General features: G+C 55.6%; 16 protein-coding genes. 13 read left to right on the top strand and 3 right to left on the bottom strand.

Annotated elements, in window-relative coordinates:
- Positions 1-47: 47 nt before the first annotated feature.
- The 6 genes from AC0J4F_RS23550 (at position 48) to AC0J4F_RS23525 (ending at position 6,331) form a co-directional block, all read left to right on the top strand.
- The gene (locus AC0J4F_RS23550; RefSeq protein WP_473024941.1) at positions 48-1,082 is read left to right on the top strand and encodes a ligase-associated DNA damage response exonuclease; all 1,035 of its coding nucleotides are present in this window, start codon (positions 48-50) and stop codon (positions 1,080-1,082) included.
- A gap of 31 nt (positions 1,083-1,113) precedes the next feature.
- Positions 1,114-1,551 (top strand): DUF4440 domain-containing protein, encoded by a 438-nt coding sequence (locus tag AC0J4F_RS23545; RefSeq protein ID WP_420338492.1) that lies wholly within the window; start codon positions 1,114-1,116, stop codon positions 1,549-1,551.
- Positions 1,552-1,709: 158 nt separating this feature from the next.
- Positions 1,710-2,105, top strand: coding sequence for a VOC family protein (locus AC0J4F_RS23540; protein WP_473024940.1), 396 nt, complete (start codon positions 1,710-1,712; stop codon positions 2,103-2,105).
- 210 nt (positions 2,106-2,315) lie between these two features.
- Entirely contained in the window at positions 2,316-3,554 is a 1,239-nt protein-coding gene (locus AC0J4F_RS23535) for an HlyD family secretion protein (protein ID WP_473024939.1), read from the top strand.
- A complete protein-coding gene (locus tag AC0J4F_RS23530; RefSeq protein ID WP_473024938.1) occupies positions 3,554-5,671 on the top strand; it encodes a peptidase domain-containing ABC transporter in 2,118 nt (705 codons plus the stop codon). The genes AC0J4F_RS23535 and AC0J4F_RS23530 overlap by 1 nt, the downstream gene beginning before the upstream one ends.
- A 120-nt stretch (positions 5,672-5,791) precedes the next feature.
- On the top strand, positions 5,792-6,331 hold the full coding sequence (locus AC0J4F_RS23525) for a tail fiber domain-containing protein (protein ID WP_473024937.1): 540 nt from the start codon (positions 5,792-5,794) through the stop codon (positions 6,329-6,331).
- An 80-nt stretch (positions 6,332-6,411) separates the two neighbouring features.
- On the opposite strand, the gene AC0J4F_RS23520 is transcribed toward AC0J4F_RS23525, so the two are convergent.
- On the bottom strand, positions 6,412-7,062 hold the full coding sequence (locus tag AC0J4F_RS23520) for a TetR/AcrR family transcriptional regulator (protein WP_473024936.1): 651 nt from the start codon (positions 7,060-7,062) through the stop codon (positions 6,412-6,414).
- Positions 7,063-7,486: 424 nt separating this feature from the next.
- Between AC0J4F_RS23520 and AC0J4F_RS23515 the strand changes: the two genes are divergently transcribed.
- Positions 7,487-8,173: a MipA/OmpV family protein gene (locus AC0J4F_RS23515; protein ID WP_473024935.1), complete on the top strand. Its 687-nt coding sequence runs from the start codon at positions 7,487-7,489 to the stop codon at positions 8,171-8,173.
- A gap of 57 nt (positions 8,174-8,230) precedes the next feature.
- Here AC0J4F_RS23515 and AC0J4F_RS23510 read toward each other — a convergent pair whose 3' ends face one another.
- Positions 8,231-10,348: a DEAD/DEAH box helicase gene (locus tag AC0J4F_RS23510; RefSeq protein ID WP_473024934.1), complete on the bottom strand. Its 2,118-nt coding sequence runs from the start codon at positions 10,346-10,348 to the stop codon at positions 8,231-8,233.
- Positions 10,349-10,656: 308 nt separating this feature from the next.
- On the opposite strand from AC0J4F_RS23510, the gene AC0J4F_RS23505 reads away from it, so the two are divergent.
- The 4 genes from AC0J4F_RS23505 (at position 10,657) to AC0J4F_RS23490 (ending at position 15,388) form a co-directional block, all read left to right on the top strand.
- The gene (locus tag AC0J4F_RS23505; protein WP_473024933.1) at positions 10,657-12,027 is read left to right on the top strand and encodes a nitrate- and nitrite sensing domain-containing protein; all 1,371 of its coding nucleotides are present in this window, start codon (positions 10,657-10,659) and stop codon (positions 12,025-12,027) included.
- 45 nt (positions 12,028-12,072) lie between these two features.
- Entirely contained in the window at positions 12,073-12,978 is a 906-nt protein-coding gene (locus AC0J4F_RS23500) for a methyl-accepting chemotaxis protein (RefSeq protein WP_473024932.1), read from the top strand.
- Positions 12,979-13,063: 85 nt separating this feature from the next.
- Complete coding sequence (locus AC0J4F_RS23495) at positions 13,064-14,728, top strand: cisplatin damage response ATP-dependent DNA ligase (RefSeq protein ID WP_473024931.1); 1,665 nt, start codon at positions 13,064-13,066, stop codon at positions 14,726-14,728.
- A 120-nt stretch (positions 14,729-14,848) separates the two neighbouring features.
- On the top strand, positions 14,849-15,388 hold the full coding sequence (locus AC0J4F_RS23490) for a hypothetical protein (RefSeq protein WP_473024930.1): 540 nt from the start codon (positions 14,849-14,851) through the stop codon (positions 15,386-15,388).
- Between the two features lie 37 nt (positions 15,389-15,425).
- Here the strand turns inward: AC0J4F_RS23490 and AC0J4F_RS23485 are convergent, their stop codons facing one another.
- Complete coding sequence (locus tag AC0J4F_RS23485; RefSeq protein ID WP_306149413.1) at positions 15,426-16,295, bottom strand: acyl-CoA thioesterase; 870 nt, start codon at positions 16,293-16,295, stop codon at positions 15,426-15,428.
- A gap of 466 nt (positions 16,296-16,761) precedes the next feature.
- Here AC0J4F_RS23485 and AC0J4F_RS23480 point away from each other — a divergent pair, with 466 nt between their 5' ends.
- Both AC0J4F_RS23480 and AC0J4F_RS23475 read left to right on the top strand, forming a co-directional pair.
- Positions 16,762-17,442, top strand: coding sequence for a response regulator (locus tag AC0J4F_RS23480; RefSeq protein WP_133947876.1), 681 nt, complete (start codon positions 16,762-16,764; stop codon positions 17,440-17,442).
- A gap of 216 nt (positions 17,443-17,658) precedes the next feature.
- Complete coding sequence (locus AC0J4F_RS23475; protein ID WP_473024929.1) at positions 17,659-20,154, top strand: putative bifunctional diguanylate cyclase/phosphodiesterase; 2,496 nt, start codon at positions 17,659-17,661, stop codon at positions 20,152-20,154.
- Positions 20,155-20,199: the final 45 nt, after the last annotated feature.

Genomic DNA, 20,199 nt, shown 5'->3' with positions numbered 1-20,199 from the left:
TTGCGAGGGCGCTGGTCTTTCAAAATACGCGGCCTATAGTCCCGTTCATGAGCGAGCTCCTGACCCTCACGTCCGAAGGCCTTTATTGCCCGGAGGCGAAAGCCCATATCGATCCGGTTCGTCCGGTCGAAAAGGCGATTATCACGCATGGGCATGCCGATCATGCACGGGCCGGACATGGCGCTGTGCTCGCAACCGGGCAAACCCTTGACATTATGGCGATCCGCTACGGCAGTGATTTTTGCGGTCAGGCGCAGGCCATCGGATATGGCGAGCAGCTTACAGTTGGCGGCGTCAACGTTTCACTGCACCCGGCAGGCCACGTGCTCGGGTCAGCGCAGGTGCTGTTGTCTGCGCAGGGGGAACGCACGGTGGTGTCCGGTGATTACAAGCGGCAGGCGGATCTGACATGCGCGCCGTTCGAGCTGGTGCCATGCGATACATTTGTAACTGAAGCCACATTTGGCCTGCCGGTTTTCCGCCATCCACCGGCGCAGCAGGAAGTCGCCAAGCTTCTGACGTCTCTCGAGCTGTTTTCGGGTCAGACCCATCTGGTTGGGGCTTACGCGCTTGGTAAGGCGCAACGGGTGATCGCTGAACTCCGGGCAGCTGGATATTCAAGGACCATCTATCTGCACGGCGCGCTGGAAAAGCTTTGCGCCTACTACCAGACCCAGGGCGTGGATCTTGGGCCCTTGGAACTTGTTGGACGCCGCGGCAAGGAGCTGCAGGGCGAAATTGTCATGTGTCCACCTGGGCAGCTGAGTGATCGCTGGTCCCGGCGGTTTGGCGATCCGGTTGCCGCGATGGCATCAGGTTGGATGCGGGTGCGTGCAAGAGCGCGCCAGCGAGGGGCGGAACTTCCACTGATCCTGTCGGACCATGCGGATTGGGACGATCTTTGCCGGACCATCCTGGAAACAGGCGCCGAGCGGATCTGGGTGACACACGGAGCGGAAGAAGCTCTTGTGCATTGGTGCGAATTGAATGGACGAAAGGCCCGTCCCCTCAATATGATAGGTTATGATGACGGCGAGGGGGCAGACGATACCCAACTGGATGCAGTTGCGGATGCCTCCTGATCGGTCTGGAGCCGGAGTGCAGGAGGCAGGCATGGCAGACAATAGCGACTTCCATCAGACCGGCGACGAAGACGGCACCAACCAAAACGGCAATGGTGAAGCCGAAGAAGCCATTGCACAGCTGTTCGATGACTATCAGGCCGGGTTCAACGATTATGACATGGAGCGGATCTGCGACTGTTTCGCGCTGCCGGCCATCATCTGGCAGCATGAAAAGGGCCATGTCTTCAACGATGACGAAGAGCTGATCGAGAACATCGAAGCGCTCTTGAAAGCTCTTGAAAAGGAAGGCGTCAGCCATTCCGATTTCCAGGTGGTGTCCAGCCATGTCAGCGGACCGACGGCGCTTGTGACCCTCGACTGGTCGCAGGAGAGCGCTGACGGTGAGGCCGTTTTTGAGTTCACGTGCCACTACCAGCTGATCCAGGATGGTCAGGACTGGATGATTGCCGGGATCGTCAACGAATAACCCCGCGCACCACTTTGCATTCGATGGATACAGGTTCGTCGTCCCGGCCTTGAGCCGGGACCAAACAGTCTCCATTACCTGATTGATTGACCAAGAGGCCCCGGCGCGAAGGCCGGAGGCTTTGGGCGATCTGATATACGCTGAAATGAAAGACTAATATGGCAAAGATGATCCACTCGATGATCCGGGTGAGCGATGAAACCCGGTCGGTCGATTTCTATGAAAGAGCCTTTGGACTGAAGGTCGCCGGGCGCTATCCGTTCGACGGGTTCACCCTGATTTACCTTGCAAATGCGGAAACAGGGTTTGAGCTTGAACTCACCACCAATGCATCCCGCACAGAGCCTTATGATCATGGTGACGCTTACGGGCATCTGGCCTTTTCGGTCGAGGATATTGATGCCGAACACCAGCGTCTTGCCGGACTTGGATTGACGGTCGGGGACGTCAAGGATTTCGCTTTTGAGGGCAAACCCTTCGCGCGGTTCTTCTTCCTGGAAGATCCGGACGGCTACAAGATCGAAGTCCTGCAGCGCTTCGGCCGGTTTCAGTAGGGCCTCGGGATCGGAGCCTGCGGTGGTTTTGCTGCGTATTAAGGCCCGTCGAATACAACCTTGAAAACCTATCATAGGTAGTGATTTAGTGTTGGGGCAGGCTCGATATTCGGAGAGAATAGCGAAAAATAGCGAATGTAAGCGCTTGCATAATGCATCTCTAGGTATATGCTGGGTCAAAAGAACAGGAGCCGGCATTCCGGGGAGGACATGCTCTTTCGCAAACAGGCAATCGAAGCCAAGCGAACAAGACTGTATGGCGATGTGCTGATCGTCACGCCAGTCGCGTTCAAGGTCATTGCCGTCTTCCTGTTCGCAATCCTGGTCGTCGTTGGCCTATTCCTTGGCTTTGGGAATTTCGCCCGATTGGAGACCGTGCGCGGCGCAGTTATTCCGTCCAACGGTATGATCCATGTGAGGCCCGCCAGCTCGGGCTACATCACCGACTTTGCTGCCCAAGAGGGCGAATATGTCCGCGAAGGGCAAGAGCTGGGCCGGCTGGTGGTCGCGGACGCTGCCACAGATGATGGCTCCGAAACGGCCGCCCGGCTTGCAGCTCATGAGCGCCAGATCTCCAATCTTGATGATGAGATCATAAAGATGAACCAGCTGAATCAGGTAAAACTTGAAGACCTGAGGGTTCGAACAAGCGATGCACAAATCGCGTTGGAAAACATCAAAAATCAAATCGCCATTCAAGAGACCCTGGTTGTTGAGCTCAAGGGCTCCTACCAGCGCGCTTCCGATCTTTCGGCGCGCGGGCATGTCAGCGGTGAGACGCGGGATGTTCGTAACATCCGCTTATTGTCCGGAAAACAGGACTTGCAGCGCCTGTTGAGTGATCAAAATGATCTGGAAGCGGAACTGCGGAAATTTGGACGGGCGCGTTCGGAGTTAATCGCGCAAAATGCCCTCGATATTGCACGGCTAGAGGCGCAGAAGGAAAAACTGTTCGCCGAAAAGGACATCTTCAAATCCAAAAAGGTTTTCAAGATTGTCGCGCCGATCAGCGGATATGTGACGACGGTTTTAGCCTCCAGAGGCGCTGCGGTCCGCAGTGAGCATCCGCTATTTTCTATTCTCCCGGAAAACAGCGTCTTGCAGGTGGAACTGTACGTGCCGAGCCGAGCAATTGGGTTTGTCGAAGAAGGGCAGGCAGTCCGGATCCAGTTCGACTCATTCCCTTTTGAACGCTTCGGTGCGCAGGCAGGAACGGTCCGGTTGGTCACACAATCGGTTCTCTCAAAGAATGATCCGAGTGTCCTCGTTCAAACGGGCGAGCCTGTCTATCGGGTGAATGTCGATCTCGCCTCAAGTGAAGTGTCCGCTTACGGCCGGTCCTATGCCATCCAACCGGGAATGCTTCTGAGCGCCAATATCATTCTTGAAGACCGTTCGATCCTCTCATGGCTTCTTGAACCCATGATAGCCGTTGCGAGGAGAAGCTGATGGCAAGCGAGGCCCTATCAAATCTCCAGTTTATTGGCGGGCGCTCCTTGCCGCTGATCCGGCAAAACGAGGCGGCAGAATGCGGCAATGCCTGCCTTGCAATGGTTGCGAGCTATTACGGCTTCAAGACAGATATTGCATCCCTTCGTCGCCGTTTTCCGACGACAGCGCAAGGCATGACGCTCCGGACGCTGGCCGACATGTCAAACAAAATCGGCTTGGCAACACGGGCACTGAAAGCGGAAGTTCAGGACCTTAAACGTGTGCATTTGCCGGCGATTTTGCATTGGGATTTGAACCACTTTGTAGTCCTGAAAAAACTTACAAAGAACCGGGCGGTCATTCATGACCCGGCACGCGGCGACCTGACGCTCGGCCTTGAAGAGTTCGGCAATCATTTCACCGGGATCGTCTTGGAGCTGATGCCTGCAACCGGGTTTCAGCGTGCAGATGAGAGAAACAAACTCGCATTTACATCTCTGTGGAGCAGTATGCAGGGGTTGGGCGGTGCCCTGACGCAGGTTTTGCTTCTGTCTCTTGTTCTACTCGCCTACACGATTGCCGCCCCGCAATACATGCAAATTACAATCGACACTGTGCTCCCCAGTCTCGACAAGGACTTGTTGATCACTCTGGCCTTGGGGTTCGGGCTGTTCCTTGTGATCAACGTTGTAGCAAGCGTGCTGCGTGATCTGGTCATCCTCTATGCGGGCAGCAAGCTGGCGTACCAGATTTCAATCAATCTGTTTCAACACTTGATACGTCTTCCCTTGCCCTTTTTTGAGCGCAGGCACATCGGAGATATTGTCTCCCGGTTTTCTTCGATCGAACCAATTCGGCAGTTTTTGACAAACGGTGTCGTCGGGGGCGTGGTGGATGGACTTATGGCGCTTGTCACCCTTGGCCTGATGTTCGCCTACAGCCCTAAGCTGGCGGTCATCTCTTTGGTTTCCCTTGCGCTCTACGTGGCCTTGCGTCTCGCGATGTTTCGGCCATTCCGGACCGCGTCGGAGCGTGAGATCGTTTCGAGAGCTGCAGAGCATACGAATTTCATTGAAACCGTCCGCGGCATTCTCAGCATAAAGGCTTTTTCTCAGGAAGATCAGCGACAGCAACGCTGGCATAATCTGCTCGCAGATGCGGTCAATCAGAGTGTGCGCGTTCAATTCCTGACGATAGCTTTCAATTCATCGGCAGTTTTGATTCGCGGCCTGGAGCAGGTCATAATCATCTACCTTGCAGCGATGATGGCGATTGATGCGGCCATCACCGTCGGGATGATTTTTGCTTTCATGGCCTATCGCGGCCAGTTTGCGGACAATACGGCAAGGCTTGTCGAGCTCATCATCGATTTTCGTATGCTTGATCTCCACCTTGAGCGCCTTGCGGATATCGCTCTTGAGGAAAGAGGAGATGGCGGGCATGGCACGTTCAAAATAAAACACGGAAAATGCGAAGCGTCGAATTTGTCGTTTGCTTACGACAACAGCGCGCCTCTGTTGTTTCAGGATGCTTCATTTGTCATCGAGCCGGGCGAGAGTGTTGCCGTGGTCGGGCCATCCGGTTGCGGTAAGACAACGCTTTTGAAAATTCTCATGGGCCTGTTTCAACCGGTGTCCGGTGACTTCAAAGTTGATGGAAAAACAATTCAGCAGATCGGAAATTCCAACTACCGGAGCCAGATCGCTGCGGTGATGCAAGACGATCAGCTGTTTTCGGGCACTGTGGCCGAAAACATTGCCTTTTTTAGCAGCGATATTGACATGGAGCGTGTGTTGAGTTGCGCGGCAAAGGCTTGCGTCCATGAAGACATAACCCGGCTGCCCATGGGCTATGAAACCTTTATCGGAGACATGGGGGCCGTGTTTTCAGCGGGTCAGCTTCAAAGATTGATGCTCGCCAGGGCCCTCTATCAGGAGCCCAAAATTCTGTTCATGGACGAGGGGACAGCCCATCTGGATGTGGAAACAGAAAGAGCAGTCAACAACTCCATAAGAGATTTAGGCATGACGAGGATCATTGTCGCACATCGTCCCGAAACAATCGAAATGGCGGATCGTGTATTAATGATTGCAAGTGAAACAATTATTGAAGTTGTAACTGAAAAACAGAAATAAAATTCCAATTAATATGAATGAATTCAGCTAAAAGTGGCGTATCCGATATTGACAATCAGATAAGGAATTGCAAAATGTAAGCGCTTGCATGCGCGCCAATATTTCACCTGGAGTGAACAAATGACCGAAGTATCTACAATGAGAGAACTTACCCTAGAAGAGTGCGATCAGGTTTCTGGCGGTGTCGTTCTGCTTGGTGTGTCCATCGGGATAAGCAGTCTTGTGGCCCTGAAAATCGGGATCAATGTGGGATCGTCCATGGCGGGCATCATCGCGATATTGGACAATAACGGGCTCTACAACAGAGACTCTCTTGAGCAGATTGCAGGCAGCACGCAACATGCGCACAGCAACGGTGGCGGCTTCGGCTCCGACCGCCGGATTAAGACAGACGTCCAACTGATCGGTCATCTCGACCATCTCGAGTTAGATGTCTATTCCTGGGAATACACGAACGAACCAGCCGCCCGTTATGTCGGCGTGATGGCACAGGATCTTCTGGCGCGCGAAGATCTCAGCCATGCGGTGTTCGTGTTCGAAGAAGGCCCGCACAAGGGCTTTTACGGCGTTGATTACTCAGCACTCGGATTGACCTGTGTTCGGGAAAGCGAATTCGGCGGCAACGTCGATACCCTGTTGGTGACAGCGATCGCAGCCTAACGCGCAGCAAGCAGCGATTACAGTCGCCGACGGCCCCGCCGAGCAGCCCGAAAAGGACTTGGCGGGGTTTGCGGTGTTGATCAAGCTTCTCGAGGTGTCAACACGTGGGGTGTGGGCCCATCAGGGCGTAAGCAGCCCATGATGCTGCCGGTCAGATGGGTCTTCACAAGGTCCGGATCCTGAACGACCTGACCATCTATGATTGCGGCGTGCAGCACAGCTGGAATGAGGTTGCGGATGACAAATCCGGCGGTCTTCAGATCTGGCGTGCTGATTTCGTTTTTTCGGATTTCCAGGAAATTGGTCGCAGCCAGGTCAATCTTTTGATGAAAGCCGTCGGGATCTTCTGAAAGTGTTTGGGCCGGGGTTTGTTCTTCAAAAGCCGCGTTGAGCCGGGGTGCGTTGAAGTGCACCTGGAAATTTGCGTCAACGATCTTCCGGATGGCGTCTGGCAGGGACAGGTGTTCCGATGTTGCCATGGCCGTTTCAACGGTTTTGAGGACGTGCGCACGATGCGCAAATCTCAGCTCTAGGATGAGCGCCCCCTTGTTGGGAAAATATTGGTACAGCGACCCGATGCTGATCCCGGCGCGCTCGGCGATCATGTTTGTGGTCGCGCCGTTATAGCCCTCTTCATCGAAGACTTGCGATGCAGCCTCCAGGATAAAGTCGACCATAAGCCGCGAGCGTTGCTGCTTTGGGCGCCGTCTGCGCGTTGGGGCCAAGTCCATAAAAATGCTCCAATGAAAAACAGCTGCCAATAAGATCTGCGGTTGGGTCAAAAGTGTGACCAAAACGCGAGCTGGTCTGATGCATAGTCTGCCGACAGGTTAGGCGGGGCCGAGAAAAGATATAAAAGTCAGATGGTTAATCAGAATAGCCTTCCGGGATCTGGCCAATTGCAAATCCGAAAACGCGAGTTTTTCAACAAGCTCCAACGCGTCACCTTCCATGGGCCAGCCAATCCAGAACGGCGGCTCAATGGAGGTTGTGATAGTGCGAGTTTGCTTTGGACGCTCCCCGCGAGCGATTGTGATTGTGACGATGGTCAGTTGTGCGCCGGCAGTTGTTTACGCAGATGACACAGCGCGTGCACGCTCAGATGAAGGGGGAGCGAAAGCTCAAAGTGGCATTCATGGTATTTTGGCGGTTGGGGTGGCCGCAGAACCTGAATTTGAGGGCGCTGCCGAGTATCTTCCGATCCCCCAGGCCTATGCCCACATCACCGCCTTTGGACTGGGTCTTGAAATTGAGGGGCCGGAAGCCCGGCTGAACCTGCGGCCACACGCGGCTTTTCAGTTCGGTCCGGCCGTTGAGTACCGGATGGGCCGGGACGATGTGGCGAATGGCGTGATCGACCGTTTGGAGGCAATCGACGGCGCCTTCGAAGCTGGTGGATTTGTCACCTATCAATTCAAGTCCTTGATGGCGCAATCGGATGTTTTCGAAATCTCGGCCGAGTTGATGGCAGATGTTTCTGGCGTCCATGAAGGCGTAATCGGTAAGGTCCGCGCTGGATATTGGATCGCACCCCGAGAGCGGCTGCGGGTGGGCATTGAAACCGAAGTCGGTTTTGCGACGGATGACTACATGAACACCTATTTCGGTGTGTCAGAAGCGGGTTCGGCCCGCTCTGGACTGGCCGCCTACACCGCTGAAGGCGGGGTCAAGGACATTGGTGTCCAGGCGACCATGACCTACCAACTCACAGAGCGCTGGGGGCTGGTCGGCCGGGCGTCCTATACGCGCCTTCTGGGGGACGCCGCGGACAGTCCCATCGTCAAGGACGAAGGGTCGGCAGACCAGTTCCGAGGTGGCGTCGGCTTGTCGTTCAGGTTTTAGGTTTGGTTTGATCGTAAGAGAAAAAGAAAGGCCCGCTGATACAGCGGGCCTTTGGTCTTACTTTGTCCGGTCCGCTTTGCGCTGGGCGCGGGACGGCTTGTTTTTCTTCGGAGCTTTTTTCTTCGCTCCAGATGGTTTGGCGGACGCTTTTGGCTTGCCCTTGCGCGGCCCATCGCCGTCGGCATCGCGGGGTTTGCGAGCTTTGCGCGGTGCGTCGCCGTCATTGGCGAGGGCTTTCATATCCAGCGGTTCGTAAGCTGGATGATGGGGGGCAGCCTCGTCATCGTCGCGGCGGCGTTTCTTGCCACGCGGAGCGTCGAAGTCGCGTTTTGGTCCGCGCTTTGGCTTCAGCGTGTCTTCACGGCCCATGTCTTCGTAGTCGGGCGCATCGCCGCGGCGCGGGCGCCGGTTTTGATAGCCGCCCCGGTCTCCCCGATCGCCCCGGTCACCTCTGTCACCGCGATCCCTGGGGCCACGATCCCGGTCACCGCGTCCCCGATTGCCGCCACCGCGGAAATTGTCTTCCTTCGGTGGTTGCGGCATCTGGCCGCCGCGCGCGTCCAGTAATTTGATGGTGACGTTTTCCTCACCCGTGCCTTCACGCTTGACGGTGCTGTTGAAGCGTTCGCCGTGCTTGCCGGAGATCTCGAAATAGAGCTCGTTCTGGAAAATCTTGATCGCGCCGACTTCCTTCTTGGTCACGTGACCAGCCCGGCAAATCAGCGGCAGGATCCACCGCGGTTCGGCGCGCTGTCGGTGTCCGAGCGACAGCGAGAACCAGACACCATCTTCGAAGTTGTTTTTGATCTCGGCGCTGCGGCCTCCACGCGACCCGGCATCGCGGCCCTGCAATGCGGTCTCGTTCAACTCCGAAACATCTTCAGGCGCGGGGAGACGCGACTGGCGGAGCTTGACGAAAGCAGCTGCGAGTTGCTCCGGGCTGTGCAGCGCCAGAAGTTCCATCGCGATGGCGCGCTGTTCGTCTTCCAGCTCCGCGGTCAACACAGGATCTGCCAGAAGGCGTTCCTTGTCCTTCGCCCAGATCTCGTCCGCGGTCGGTGCGCCCGTCCAGGTCGCCTTGATGCCGGCAAAGTGCATCGTGCGTTCGGCCTGACGGCGGCGGGGGAAGGGAACCATCAGCACACAGGTGCCTTTGCGCCCGGCGCGGCCGGTCCGGCCCGAACGGTGCAAGAGTGCTGCCTTGCCGGTCGGTAAGTCTGCGTGGATTACGAGATCAAGGTTCGGCAAGTCGATGCCGCGCGCGGCAACGTCGGTTGCAACACACACGCGGGCCGTGCCGTTCTTCATCGCCGTCAAGGCGGCTGTACGCTGCTCCTGGCTCAGTTCGCCGGAAAGCGACACGATCGCAAAACCCCTGTTGGCAAGGCGCGCGGTCAAACGACTGACGCCTTCACGTGTGGCGCAGAAAACGATTGCCTTTTCCGCTTCATGCAGCCGCAGCACATTGATGATTGCGTTTTCGCGCTCATTTGGTGCGACCGGATGGGCAACATAATCGATGTCACCGTGCTGTTCGCGGGCATTGATTGTCGACAGGCGGACGGCATCTTTTTGGAAGCGCTTTGCAAGTTCGGCGATCGGTTTCGGAACCGTTGCCGAGAACATGAGCGTGCGTCGGCTTTCCGGTGCGGCATCCAGAATGAATTCCAGATCCTCGCGGAAGCCCATGTCGAGCATCTCGTCGGCTTCATCGAGCACAACAGCACGGAGTTCGGAGAGGTCCAGCGCGCCCCGTTCAATGTGGTCGCGCAAGCGGCCGGGCGTTCCGACAACAATGTGGGCACCACGCTCCAATGTGCGCCGTTCCATCCGCGGGTCCATGCCCCCCACACAAGACGCGGTCACCGCGCCGGCTTCGCCATAAAGCCAGGTCAGCTCTTCCTTGACCTGCAGCGCCAATTCGCGGGTCGGGGCAATGGCAAGGGCGATCGGGGCGCCAGGTTTTCCAAGCGTTTCTTCTTCGCCCAAAATGGTTGAGGCGAGCGCGAGGCCAAAGGCAACGGTCTTGCCAGAGCCGGTCTGTGCGGACACAAGAAGGTCGGCGTCGGCAGGCGCTTCGGTTAGAACACTTTCTTGAACGGGAGTGAGGCTTTCATAGCCACGTTTCGCCAGCGCGGCTTTCAGCGCCGGGGCGAGCGACATCAATTCGGTCATTGGATTCTTTCGACTGCTCCGGATCACCTGCGTGCCAATCAGCAGTCTACCGGATCGGGCCATCACCATGCAGGCCCTTGTGGGTCGCGGCTTATACAGGCTTATCGCAGTGACGTCCACCAGAAAGAAATGCTCATATTTTGAGCGATATTGTCAGTATTGGCCGTATTGGCAAAATCGCTTCTTTCGCATCCATGTAATTAATACCGATAGTATAAAGATGTAGGGAATAACATCTTTGGGTATATGTAAATTTTTAACCTGCCTCTGCGTTAAATTTGCGTGACAGAATTTCGCTAGGGTTTGGGATGTTCAAATCAATTCGCGCGCAAATTGCGCTTCTCGCCATTGTTCCGTTGGTGGCGTTTATGATTGCCAGTGGGCTGGCCTTGAATGAGGCTATGATCGAAAGCCGGAAGGCATCAGAAATCCTTCCGACCGCACTGATTTCAGAACGCTCAGAAGCGGTTTTGCACGAGTTGCAGAAGGAACGTGGCCGAACCGCGGTGCTTATGGCGTCCGGTTATGCCGCCAAGCCACGCGAACTGCTCGACAATCAACGCAAGGCAACTGACGCCGCAGTGGCGGAAATGCAGGCCGCGGTAGCCGACTTTGATATCAGCAACAAAAAGCTTCTGGAGCGCGTTCGCACGACCAGCGCCGAGCTTGACCAGATCACCCAACACCGCGCCGGTGTCGACGCGAAGTCGGTTAAAGGTCCGGACAATCTGGCATTTTATTCCGGCAAGGTGCGCAAGCTGATAACAATTGTGAACTCTGCGGTTCAGGCGAGCTCAGACAATGAATATGCCCAGCATATGACACCGTTTCTTTTGTTGACCGAAGCAATTGAAGCCGGCGGTCTGGAGCGGGCAATCGGTGGACAGTTGTTCGCAATCGTTGGCAAAGACGGTGAAGTCCCCTCAGCGCGGTTCCTGGCGTATTTCGACCGTCTGTCGGTTGAAACAGCCTTCTTGAAGAATTTCCAGCAAATCGCTTCTCCGCAACAACTGGCAATGTTTGAGCAAACTGTGTCCGGCCCAGCCGTGGACCAGGTGATTGAGTGGCGCAAGGTATTGCGCACACTGCCTGAAACAAAGGACGGGCAAGGCATTGAAGGGTCCGTCTGGTTCGGCAAAGCAACCGAGCGCCTGAACATGATCCGCGCAGCTTCAATTGAAATGTTGAAAGCCGGTGAGGCACGCGCGGCACAAATCTCCGAAGCTGCGAACGGGCACTTGATGCTGGTTCTTGGCGAAACGATCGCGGTCGTTCTCGTAACCTTGGCCCTGGTCGCGTGGCAGTTGCGCAATGTCACCCAAACGCTTGGTCGCCTGACGAGTAGTCTGGTCCGGATTGCTGATGGCGATATCGACTTCAAGATGCCGTTCAGTGACCGCACGGACGCGATTGGCGAACTGGCCAAGGCTGGTGAAGTGTTCCAGGAGAATGCGCGGGTGCGCGGTGTTCTGGAAACAGAAGCCGCCAAGGAGCGTGACCGCGAGCGCATGCGCCAGAACCAGATGGAAAGTCTCATCGAGAAGTTCCGCAATCTAATGGCCAGCGTCACTGGAGACGTGAACGAAAAAACCGGTCAGATGACCGACATTGCCGCGCGCGTCCGCGATATCTCGCAAGGGGCATCCAGCGCTGCAACCGAGGCGAAGAATGCCTCCTGATCGTCGTCTGACAACGTGCAAACAGTGGCGGCGGCAGCCGAGGAAATGTCTGCAGCGATCCAGGAAATTCTCAGCCAGGCAGATCGGGCCAGCAACGTCATCGAAGATGCGACTGGCGTGGCCCAGCAGACGGACGGCAATGTTTCCAGCCTCGCAGAAGCAGTTGAAAAAATCGGCACTGTCGTGGAGATGATCCGCGCCATTGCCGAACAGACAAACCTCCTTGCGTTGAACGCGACCATCGAGGCCGCCCGGGCGGGAGATGCCGGTAAGGGCTTTGCGGTTGTTGCCGCTGAGGTCAAGGAACTCTCGACCCAGACCGCCAAGGCAACTGAAGAAATCTCAAGTCAGATTTCGTCGGTCCAAGGGCTGACGAGCGAAGCGGTTGAGTCCATTCGCAAGATCTCCGGTTCCATCGAGATGATCAGCGAAGTGGCTGGTGCGATCACCGCAGCGGTCGGCGAGCAAAGCATTGCAACACAGGAAATCTCGCAAAGCATCACCATGGCAGCCAGCGAGACGGCAAACGCGGTCAACAGTGCGGAGAGCGTGGATCAGGCCATCCAGGCAACCGCAGGTGAAGCCGAGACTGTGGATCACATTGCTGTGGCGGTGAAAAATGTTGCTGATGAAATGTCTCAAGGCATTGAAGGCTTCCTCAATGAGATGGCGCGTGATGTTGAAGAACGCCGCCGCGCAAACCGGAAGCAAGAGCGCGGTCAGCAAATTCACTTGATCACCGAAAGCGGCGAACACATCCGGACACGCCTGATGAACAGCTCGGAAGGCGGCATTGGCGTGATGAACTTCCACGGTGCGGTTGAAGGCATGCATGTCACCTACGAAGACACCAAAGGACACCAATATCCGATGGCCGTAAAATGGGTCCACGAAGACACGGTCGGACTGCAGTACTTGACCGCAGAAAGGTCAGAGGAAATTGCCGCCTAGGTCCATCGGCTTGACCTTCATTGTCTGAACTGCATCTAACCGGGATAGAGTTGCCTTCGCCCCTCTTTCCCGGTTTTTTGTATTCATGCATGTGTTTTCCCAACTACTTGACCGACTGTCGTTAGAACCAAGGCGCCTTGCAAAAGAAGCGCTTCTTGTCCGCTATTTTCAGGAAACACCTGATCCGGAACGTGGCTATGCGCTGGCAGCGCTGACCGGAGACCTAAAATTCAAGCATGCAAAACCAGCTGTCTTGAAAGCGCTGATCGCAGAGCGTTCGGACGAAACGCTGTTTGCCTTGTCCTATGATTTTGTTGGCGATCTGTCCGAGACAATTGCACTCATGTGGCCTGCGCTTCCCGACGGCGGAGCGAGCGCAGAGCGTGAACGCATCGAACTCACGGGTGTTGTCGATGCGCTTGAGACCGCGGGCAAAACGGATGCGCCGCGTTTGATCGCGAGCTGGCTGGATCAAATGGATGAGACCGGCCGGTGGGCTTTGCTGAAGCTGGTTACAGGCGGGCTTCGGGTCGGCGTATCGGCGCGCCTTGCGAAAACCGCTGTGGCACGACTGGGTGATCTTAGTGTTTCGGACATTGAGGAGGTTTGGTTCGGGCTGAAGCCGCCCTATGAAAGCCTGTTTGCCTGGGCCGAGGGCAAAGGGGAACGCCCGGACAATCTGGACCCGGCCCCCTTCCGGCCCGTCATGCTGGCCCACCCACTTGATGCGGACAGGGATCCTGCTCTGCTTGATGCAGCCGAGTTTGCCGTGGAATGGAAATGGGATGGCATTCGCATTCAAGCAGCGGCTGGTGAAACGCGGGACGGACAAAAGGTCCGTCGTCTCTTCAGCCGTACGGGTGAAGACATCTCGCGCGCATTCCCGGATGTTCTCGACGCACTCAATTTCAATGGCTGTATCGATGGTGAGTTGCTTGTCATGGAGGGTGGCAAGGTCCGTCCATTCGGTGACCTCCAAAAACGCCTCAACAGAAAAACAGCCGGCCCCAAGCTTTTGAAGGAGTTTCCGGCAGCCATTCGGGCGTACGATCTTTTGTCACTCAACGGTGAGGACTTGAGACCGCTTCCCTTTGAAGAGCGCCGCCGCCGCCTCGAAGAGTTTGTGGCTGACTTTGATCATCCACGGATCGACCTATCGCCGCTTGTACAGGTGACAAGTTGGGAGGACTTAACAGAGGCGCGGAACACACCGGAAAGCAGGCTGTACAAAGAAGATGCAGCTGCCGTTGAGGGTCTTATGCTGAAGCGCTGGGACACGGCCTACACCGGCGGGCGGCCGAAGGGTCTCTGGTACAAATGGAAGCGGGAGCCGCATCTGATCGATGCCGTGTTGATGTATGCCCAGCGTGGTCACGGTAAGCGCTCGTCCTTTTATTCCGACTACACATTTGGGCTGTGGCGGGCGGCAGAGACCGGCGATGAACTGGTGCCGGTCGGCAAGGCCTATTTTGGTTTTACAGACGAAGAGTTGCAGCAGATCGACAAGTTTGTCCGAGGAAACACGACCAACCGGTTCGGTCCTGTCCGGGAGGTTGCCTACAGCAAGGATCACGGCCTTGTTCTGGAGGTGGCTTTTGAGGGGCTAAACAGATCCAGCCGACACAAATCTGGTGTTGCCATGCGCTTTCCACGCATTTCACGGCTTCGCTGGGACAAGCCTGCTGGAGAAGCGGACCGATTGGAAACGCTGGAGAAGCTGTTAGAGCCAGTGCGTGTGGCATCCAACTAATCGGCTATCTGTGGTGACAAGTCCCAAAGAGGCCGTGCTTTGGCCATGGATTTGTGGCAACGGTTGTTCCAACGTGCTCATCACAGTGTCTGACTTCACGGAGCCAGGAGAACCGGCATCATGATCCGCAAAAGTAAAACAGCAGCATTTGGCATTTTGGTATGTTTGAGTGTTTCGGTGAACGGCGCGGCGTTTGCCGTAGAGGCGGTGTCGGAAGAAACCGTAACAGCTGTGACAGACGGCACACCTGAAAGATACTCTCTGGTTTCCGTAGAGGGTGACGTTCTGAGAGTGGACCGACAGAACGGGACCGTCTCTGTCTGCAAACAGAAAAATGAGGCATGGCGATGCAATCCCGTGCCCCTGGCTGAAGAGGCCTATCTGGCGGAAATCAACACATTGGCCAGTGAAGTTGAGAGACTGACGGCCCGCGTGGAAGAACTGGAAGGCGGTAACGCAAATGGTCAGCCGCAGTTACCTCCAGGCTCCGCCTTGGATCGCCCTGCTACCGATGCAGAACCCGGAGATCAAACCTCTGGATTGACTTCAGAGGACGAAGAGGAACTCGATCGTGTTCTCGATTTCACCGAGACAGCCATGCGCCGGTTTTTCGGCATGGTCCGCGAGCTTCAAAAAGACCTCGACGGGTCCGGAAACTGACCGAAACCGTCGTGTGGCCAAAAGGCATCGTTGAATTCTAAGAAAGCACCATCTTGGAAATGGCGGTTCTTGCCTCTTCCGGCAATTCGACCGCGCGCCGGGCATCGAGATCCATTGTGAGCGCGACCACATCGAGCGTTGCCGCCAAACGGTTGGTACGGCTTTCGAAAACATGATGCCGCATTCCGAAGGTCTTGTTCTGGCTGCCGGTGAAACCGGAGGCAACCACAATCATGTCGCCGGATTTCAACGGCGAATGCCAAATCAGTTTCATTTCGATGGCGACCCGGCCAAGATTGTGCTGGGTAAGATAAGCTTGGGTAAGAGGGCTGCGCTCCCATACATGCGGAACGCCATCCGTGCAGCAAGACAAAGCGAATTGATCATCTGCTTTTCCGTCCGCATTGACGTGTCTGGGCATTACGGTTCCACGGAAGCAGAGTGCTCCGTTGCCCTGCAGGAGTTTGTCCAATGCCGGGCGTGCGCTGGCTGGGCTGGCCGATAGACCGCGCGGTGTCGCGTCCGCATTCATAGGTGTTTGATAGTCCGAAAACCTCTGCCGCAGTGATTTGACCGTACTGGGGCTCGGTTCGTATCCGTCGATCGCAGTCGCGCTCAATGCGCCAGTCCCGGCATTTCGCATCTCGTGCACCACGGTCAGCAGATGCGGGCCATCGAAAGCGATCCCGGAGTGCACGGTGATGAGATCCCCGGTCCGCAGCTCCTTGTGATAGCGCACATGCCGCACACGGCGTGCCCCGGCGACAGTGTCACTGAGGCCGGATATCAGCCGGAATTGCTGATCTGCCTCATCAAAGCGGCTGAAATAGAACTGGACGTTCAAGTGATCATTTTCATCGCATTCCCACCGGTTGGTGAAGGAATAGAGAGTTGGTGAAAGCGCCATTTTGAAGAAACTTTGATTAGGGAATAGAACAATCAGCGACGTGAAGTTATTGTAATTAATCTGTTTTTTGAAGTTCTTATTTGTGACTTTGTTAATCTGTGGAAAACGCAGATGGTATAAACGTCATCTGGGTTGTAATTGTTCGAGATTAAAACTGCTTTTGAAGACCTGTCAGCTGCGTTCAGTGGCAATAGTTTCAACTCAGCGTAAGTATAGTGAAGCAATAGAGTCTCTTTGCTGTGTCTCATGCTTATTTTTGAGACCTATTGTACCTTTGATGAGAACGAAGCACCGCCCAATCGTTTGACTTGCCAACGCGCCCTTAGGCACATACTTTCAAACATTACGAACCACGTCTGCGTAAGTGTGTGATAGCCCGGCGTAAAGCCTCGGCTTTCGGAGGAGAGCGCGCAGACACCCGTTCGATAAACGGCCTGAAAAAAGAAGGCTGATCTGGGAGGAAAACGTGTCGGCGCCATCGTATCGCTTTGTCATTGCGGATGATCACCCGCTGTTCCGTGGAGCTTTGCGTCAAACGCTGGAAGCTCAATATCCGCAAGCCTCGATTGTCGAGGCGGGGGCATTGGAAGATGTAACCTCGCTTTTGGAGAAAGACGGCGAGGTCGATCTGATCCTTCTGGATCTGACGATGCCCGGCATGCGCGGCTTTTCTGGATTGATGTACTTGCGCGCGCAACACACCGGTGTACCGGTCGTTGTCGTGTCGGCAAACGAAGACCCGCAGGCGATCCGGAAGGCCATGGAGTTCGGCTCATCAGGCTTTATCCCGAAATCTCACGGCATCGAGGTGATCCGGGAAGCCATCGCCGAAGTCATGCTGGGCAATGTCTGGACGCCGCCGGATGTGGATCTGTCTGCCGATGACGGCAGCGGCGACCTTGTACAACGGCTTTCAACGCTAACACCGCAGCAGGTCCGTGTTCTCATGATGCTGTCCGAAGGCCTCTTGAACAAACAGATCGCCTATGAGCTGTCTGTCTCCGAGGCAACGGTGAAAGCACACGTTTCTGCCATTCTTCAAAAGCTGGGCGTCGAAAGCCGGACCCAGGCCGTCATTGCCGCCTCGAAAATCGAAGCTGGTCAGTGGCAAATGAACGGTGAAACCGTTGAGACGCCTGACGCCTAGGGAGTACTGGCGGCGCTCGGTATTCACCTGCCAAGATCGCCAATCTTCAGTTTATGGAAACGATGCCGCAGCTTCCCGTTGCGGCATTATTTGTTGAATACTGACAATAATTTTTTGAATCCTTCTCCTTTACCGTAATTTCATGAGGGGCCAGTTAGGCTCTGAGTGCGCGAAGGTATTGGCGCGTGCATCTCGTTGCGTAGTATTGGAGTAAGCATGCGGTTGTCCGCGCACTGGAAAACGATGCTCCAGGTTATATTTCTGGCGTTTGTCCATCCAGGAAGACAGATCTGGGCGTCTGCCCGCCACAGTGCCACTGGCAAGTCACGGCAAAGCCTGAAAAACTCGATGCAGCCGTTCCTGCTGGCATTTGGTTATCCGGTGGCTGATGAAGATGTCATGCGCAGGGTTCGGGCCGCGCAGATTTCGCATGTTCTACGTCTGACCCCCGTCATGATTGCGGGCAATCTGATTAACGCGGCAGCTCTCACTGCAGTCGGCTTGACGCTTGTGCCGCCAGCTTACGTGCTTGGATGGGCGTTGTTGATCGTCGCTGTAATGGCTCAAATGGGCCTGAGATGGCACAAGAGCGGCAGATATCCAATCGAACAGGCTTCCCCAAAAGTCATCGCACGCGCCATTCATCATGCCACGATTTTGAGCGCGCTTTGGGCCGTCGTGCCTATTGCGGCGCTGGCTGTCGGAGATGCTCAAGGCATCTGGATAGCATCCATTGTGACGATTGGAATGACCTGTGGCGGCGCTTTTGCGCTGGCAACTGTTCCGCAGGCCGCGTTTCGATGGTTGCTTGTTTTGTACAGCGTTTCGGCTGTCTCTCTTGCAGTTGTCAACATAGATCAGTCCTGGATCCTGATCACTCTCCTAACGAGCTTTGCCGTCATCATTGTCGGCAGTTCCACATCGACCAGTTGGCTCTTTACCTCTCATTTCCTCTCGGAGGGAGAGTTGCGCCAGCGCGGTGATCTCATTGCGCTCATGATGAACGACATCGAAGACAAGGACAGCGACTGGTTCTGGGAGACCGATACAAGCGGAAATCTTCGAAACGTATCTTCTCGATTTGCAGCTGTGAGCGGGCGAGACCCAAACAGACTTCAAGCAATGCGATTGACCGATCTGGCCTATTCGCTGTCCCATCCGGACGCGCAGGATGGGTACAAAGTCCTGGACGATGCAATCACAGAAATCACGGCGTTCCGGGACCTTGAGATCGGCGTTGATGTCGATGGCGAAGCGCGGTGGTGGGCGGTTTCAGGAACACCGGCTTTCGACGAGCGGGGTTATTTCACCGGTTATCGGGGCGTTGCGTCGGACATAACCGAGATGAAGGTCGCAAACGCTTTGGTCACGCAGCTGGCCGAGCAAGATGCGCTGACAGGCATTGGAAACCGCAACTGGTTCTTGAAACAGGCAGACCTAAAGCTCGCGGCACAACTTGAAAAACGCGCCAGCACTCTGACCCTGTTTTTGATCGATCTCGATAACTTCAAGGTCGTCAACGATACCAGTGGGCACGCAGCCGGGGATGACCTCCTGATCCAGGTCGCTGAACGGTTCCGTTCAATCAGCGAAGGCCGCACCTTACTCGCCCGGTTTGGTGGCGACGAATTTGCAGCTGTCGGGGAATTCGTCAGCGATCAGGCGGCTGAGGTTTTCGCGAATGAACTCGTGAAAGTTACTCGCAAGCCCTTCAAAGTCGGAAAGCGTGAATTTGCGATCGGCGCGACCGTTGGTTTTTCCCGGCTCCGTCAGACAAACTCAAGCGTGAATGATCTCATGCGCGAGGCTGACATCGCGCTTTACAAGGCCAAAGAGGGGGGGCGTGGGCAGGCGCTTGCCTTTGCGGAAGAGATGGAGCGGGAGGTTCGGGAGCGCCGCGAACTTGAAGCCGATCTGCGCGAAGCTTTTGAAACTGACGGCTTGACCATTGAGTTTCAGCCGATTGTTGAGGCCCGCAGCGGCCGTGTCGTTTCAAGTGAAGTTCTGGTGCGTTGGCAGCATCCAACCCGTGGGGAAATTGTTCCTGATGTGTTTATCCCGATTGCGGAGCACGCCGGGCTCATATTGCCCATGGGGATGTGGGTGTTGAAAAAGGCCTGCAAGGTTGCCGCGCAATGGCCGGATCTTGAGACGGTCGCAGTAAACCTGTCTGCGGTTCAGTTCATGGATCCAAATTTGGTTGAAACCGTTTCCGACGTCCTGATGGAAACTGGCTTCCCGGGCGAGCGGCTCGTACTTGAAATTACGGAATCGGTCTTCTTGAAAGACATCGGATCTGCTTCCGAGAAACTGGACGGCCTTCGGGATATGGGGATCAAAATCGCGCTTGATGATTTTGGGACTGGCTATTCCTCGCTGCTTTACTTGCGTAATTACAATTTCGACAAGATTAAAATCGATAAGTCGTTCGTTGATGAAATTGGTGAGCAAAGCGAGGGACTTGCCATCATTGCCGCCATCATAGCCCTTGCCCACAACCTTGGACTGGAAGTGACTGCCGAAGGAGTTGAGCGCCAGTTTCAGGTTGATGCGTTGCGGACGCTCGGGTGTGACACATTGCAGGGCTACTATTTCGGCAGACCGGACCCCAATCCGATGCTGATCGGCGAGATCCGAAATGAGGATTGGGATGAACGGGCACCGAGCACGGCTCCGGACAAACGCAGTGCCGTAGAAGCTGTACGTGACTGATCGGTCTTAGCTGTCCGCGACAGTCGATCTTTTGCCAGCGTCAAT

Source organism: Roseibium sp. R5 (assembly GCF_055755305.1).
The sequence above is the reverse complement of the archived record's forward strand: the minus strand, read 5'-3'. Positions and strand labels throughout refer to the sequence as shown.